Origin of the sequence: Sphaerisporangium flaviroseum (assembly GCF_039537005.1) — a bacterium.
In the GTDB taxonomy this organism is placed as follows: domain Bacteria; phylum Actinomycetota; class Actinomycetes; order Streptosporangiales; family Streptosporangiaceae; genus Sphaerisporangium; species Sphaerisporangium flaviroseum.
The window spans coordinates 1-4,329 of the sequence record NZ_BAAAZR010000025.1; the positions used below are offsets into that span (position 1 = coordinate 1).

At 73.3% G+C, this 4,329-nt stretch carries 1 protein-coding gene; it reads right to left on the reverse strand.

Annotated elements, in window-relative coordinates; genetic code table 11:
• On the reverse strand, positions 1-4,131 hold a 4,131-nt coding region (locus tag ABD810_RS27455), incomplete at its 3' end, for a type I polyketide synthase (protein WP_344946519.1).
• Positions 4,132-4,329: the final 198 nt, after the last annotated feature.

A 4,329-nucleotide genomic window follows, 5' to 3' on the forward strand; every position in this document is an offset into this window, starting at 1 on the left:
CGGCACCAGCACCACACCACCACGCACCACCAACTGCGACTCACCCGACACCACCGCCGCCCCCACCGAACCCCACCCGCAAAAACCCTCCTCCACATCCAGCAGCACAAAACGCCCCGGATGCTCCGACTGCGCCGACCGCACCAGCCCCCACACCGGCCCGCCCACCACGCCGCCCACGTCGGTCCCGGACGAGGGGCCCGCCGCGCCCATGGTGCGGAACACCAGGCGGCTGCCCGCGAACCGCTCGTCGGACGCCCAGCGGCGCACCAGGTCCAGCGTCCGGCCCGAGATCTCCCGCACCCCGGCGGGCACGTCCGCCGGATCGGCCACGCACGAGGCGATCACGAAGTCGGGCACCGGCCCGCCGTCGGCCACCGCCGTGCCCAGCCCGTCGAGGTCCGGATACCCGTCCACGCCCGGCACCGGCTCGCCCAGCGAGACCCACAGCGCCGGGGACTCCCCCGTAGGAAGGGGGAGGCCGACCCAGTCGACACCATGCGGCACCGGCCCGGCCGCGCTCGTGGCGGCGGGGATCCGGTTGGCGGCGGCTCGTACGCGCAACGACTCCGTCGAGATCAGCCGCCTGCCCGAGACGTCGGCCGCCTCGATGGCGTAGCCGTCGGCGTCCGTCGGAGCCAGCCGGACCCGGAGCGCCCGCGCGCCGGCCGCGAGCAGCCGCACGCCGCGGAACTCGAACGGCAGCCGCACCTCATCGGCCGTGCCCGCGATCAGGATCGGGTGGAGCATCGCGTCGAACAGGGCGGGATGGATGCCGAACCCGGCCACGTCCACCTCGTCGGGGACCGCCACCTCGGCGAACAGCTCCGCGCCGCGCGCCCAGAGGGCCCTGACGCCCTGGAACACCGGTCCGTACTCGTAGCCCAGGTCGGCCAGCCGCTCGTACCCGCCGTCGAGCTCGACGGGCGAGGCGTTCGCCGGCGGCCACACCGCCGCCCACCCGCACTCCTCGTCACCGGCGCCGGCCACCGCGTCCGCGGTGAGCACTCCCGACGCGTGCCGCGCCCAGACGGCGCCGTCGGCGTCCGCCGATCGCGAGAACACGGTGAGGGCGCGGCGCCCTGCGGCGTCCGGTCCGCCGATGGTGATCTGGATCCTGACGGCGCCGGTCGCCGGGAGGACGAGTGGGTTCTCGAGCACAAGCTCCTCGAGGTGGTCGCAGCCCGCGACGGCCCCGCCTTCGAGAGCGAGCTCGGCGAGCGCGGCGCCGGGCAGCAGCACCGTGCCGTTGACGGCGTGATCGGCGAGCCAGGGGACGTTCGACGGCGACAGCCGCCCGGTCAGCAGGTAGCCGCCGTCGGCCACCGGTACGACGGCGGTGAGCAGGGGGTGAGCCGAACCGTCGAGCCCGCCGGTCGCCCCGGTCGCACCGGTCGCACCGGTGTCGCCGAGCCAGTACCGGTGCCGCTCGAACGCGTAGGTGGGCGGGTCGACATGGCGGTACGGCCCGGACCCGAGTGCGGCCGGCCAGTCGACGGGCGCGCCCAGCACGTAGGCCTGGGCCAGCGCGGTGAGAAACCGATGCCAGTCGCCGGAGCCGCGGCGCAGCGAGGCGCAGACGCCGGCGGTGATCCCGGCGGCGTCGCAGATGTCCTCGACGTCGGATCCCAGCACCGGATGCGGGCTCACCTCGACGAAGAGCGGGGTGCCGTACTGCTCGAACGCCCTGACGGCCTGCTCGAACCGCACCGCGTCGCGGAGGTTGTCGTACCAGTACTCGGTCGTGAGCTCCGTGGAGTCGACGAACGCGCCGGCCAGCGACGAGCAGAAGGCGACATCGGTGGCGTGCGGGGTCACCCCCTCCAGCGTGGCCAGCAACTCCTCACGCAGCGGCTCCATGTGCGGGGTGTGCGAGGCGTAGTCGACGGCGATGCGCCGGACCTGCACCGTGCCGCCGCAGGCCTCGGCGAACTCCTCCAGCGCGTCCAGATCACCGGCGACCACCGTGCTCGCGGGCGAGTTGTGCACCGCCACCCACAGCCGGTCCGGCCACGGCTCCAACAGCTCCCATACCTGCCCGGCGGGCAGCGAGACCGCCATCATGCCGCCGCTGCCGCGCATTCTCGTCAGCGCCCGGCTGCGCAGCACCACGACCTTGGCCGCGTCCTCGAGGGTCAACGCCCCCGCCACACACGCCGCGGCCATCTCCCCCTGCGAGTGCCCCACCACCGCCGCCGGAGCCACCCCCAGCGAACGCCACAACCCCGCCAGCGACACCATCACCGCGAACAACACCGGCTGGATCACATCCGACCCCGCCAACACCGGCGCACCACCCACACCCCGCAACACCTCCACCACCGACCAACCGGTGAACCGCCCCACCGCCTCATCACACCGCCGCATCTCCCCCCGGAACACCTCGCTGGAATCCAGCAACTCCACCGCCATCCCCGCCCACTGCGACCCCTGACCCGGGAACACGAACACCGGGCGGACCTTGGCGGCCGCGGCCCCACGCACCACCGCGGCGTGCGGCACGTCGTCGGCCAGCGCCGCGAGCCCGGCGGTCAGCTCCTCGCGATCGCCGGCGATCACCACCGCGCGATGGGTGAACGTGGCACGCCGCGACAGCACCCGTCCCGCCCCGGCCAGGTCGCCGTCGGGCGCGGTGGCCGCGTACTGCCGCAGCCTGCCGGCCTGGGCGCGCAGCGAAGCCTCGGTCTTGGCCGACACCACCCACACCAGCGGACCGTCCTCGGTGACCGGCTCGGCCGGCTCCGTCTCGGGCGCCCGCTCCACGATGAGGTGCGCGTTCGTTCCGCTGATCCCGAAACCGGACACGGCCGCCCGTAAGGGCCGGTCACCGGGCAGCTCCACTGCTTCCGTCAGCAGCCGCACCCCGCCCGACGACCAGTCGACGTGCGGCGTCGGCTCGTCGACATGCAGCGTGGGAGGCAACGTCCGATGCTCCAGCGCCTTCACCATCTTGATCACGCCGGCGACGCCGGCGGCGGCCTGGGTGTGGCCGATGTTCGATTTGACCGAGCCCAGCCACAGCGGCCGGTCCGCCGGCCGGCCGCGCCCGTAGGTGGCCAGCAGCGCCTGCGCCTCGATCGGGTCGCCCAGCTTGGTGCCGGTGCCGTGCGCCTCGACCACGTCCACGTCACCGGTGTCCAAACGGGCGTCGGCCAGGGCCTTCAGGACCACTCGTTCCTGGGCGGGGCCGTTGGGCGCGGTCAGCCCGTTGCTGGCGCCGTCCTGGTTGACCGCCGAGCCACGCACCACCGCCAGAATCCGGCGGCCGTTGCGCCGGGCGTCCGACAGCCGCTCCAGCACCAGCACGCCCACGCCCTCGGCCCAGGCCGCGCCGTCGGCCGAGGAGGAGAACGACTTGCACCGCCCGTCGGGCGAGAGCGCACGCTGCCGGGAGAACTCCGTGAACGGCATCGGCGTGGCCATCACGGTCACGCCGCCGGCCAATGCGAGCGAGCATTCGCCGCGCCGCAGCGCCTGCACCGCCAGGTGGATCGCCACCAGGGAGGAGGAGCAGGCGGTGTCGACCGCGATCGAGGGGCCCTCCAGCCCGAAGGTGTAGGACACCCGCCCCGGCAGCACGCTCGCCGCGCTGGAGGTGAACAGGGTTCCTTCCACAGACTCGGGAGGGGCCGCCAGGAACCGGTGGGCGTAGTGCTCGTACATGTTGCCCGCGTGAACGCTGGTCTGGCTGCCGCGCAGCGTGGCGGGGTCGATGCCCGCCCGCTCGAACGCCTCCCAGCTCGTCTGCAGGAACAGGCGGTGCTGCGGATCGGTGGCCAGCGCGCCACGCGGGCTCATCCCGAAGAATCCGGCGTCGAAGTCCGCGGCGTCGTAGAGGAACCCGCCCTGCCGGGTGTAGGTCTTGCCCATCGCCTCCGGGTCCGGATCGTACAACCCCTCCAGATCCCAACCGCGGTCGGCCGGCAGCTCCCCGATCGCGTCGCGCCCCGACGCCACCAGATCCCACAGCTCCTCAGGGCTGGTCACCCCGCCGGGATAGCGGCAGGCCATGCCGATGATCGCGATCGGCTCATGACGGCGGTCCTCGGCCTCGGCGAGGTGCTGCCGGGTCTCCGCGAGCTCGACGGTCGCGCGTCTCAGGTAGTCGCGGAGCTTTTCCTCGGTCCCCATGGGTCGGGCCTTTCCTGTAGCGAGGGTCATGGGTCAGAGTTCGTTGTCGATGAGCGCGAAGATCTCCTCATCGGAGGCGGAGTCGAGCTTCTCCATCACCCCGTCCGCGTCGGCCTGACCGCCGGTGAGCCGGGCCAGGCCGCTCTGCAGGATGGCGACGAGCTTGGCCCGCAGGGCGTCGCCCTCGCCGTTGAGGCT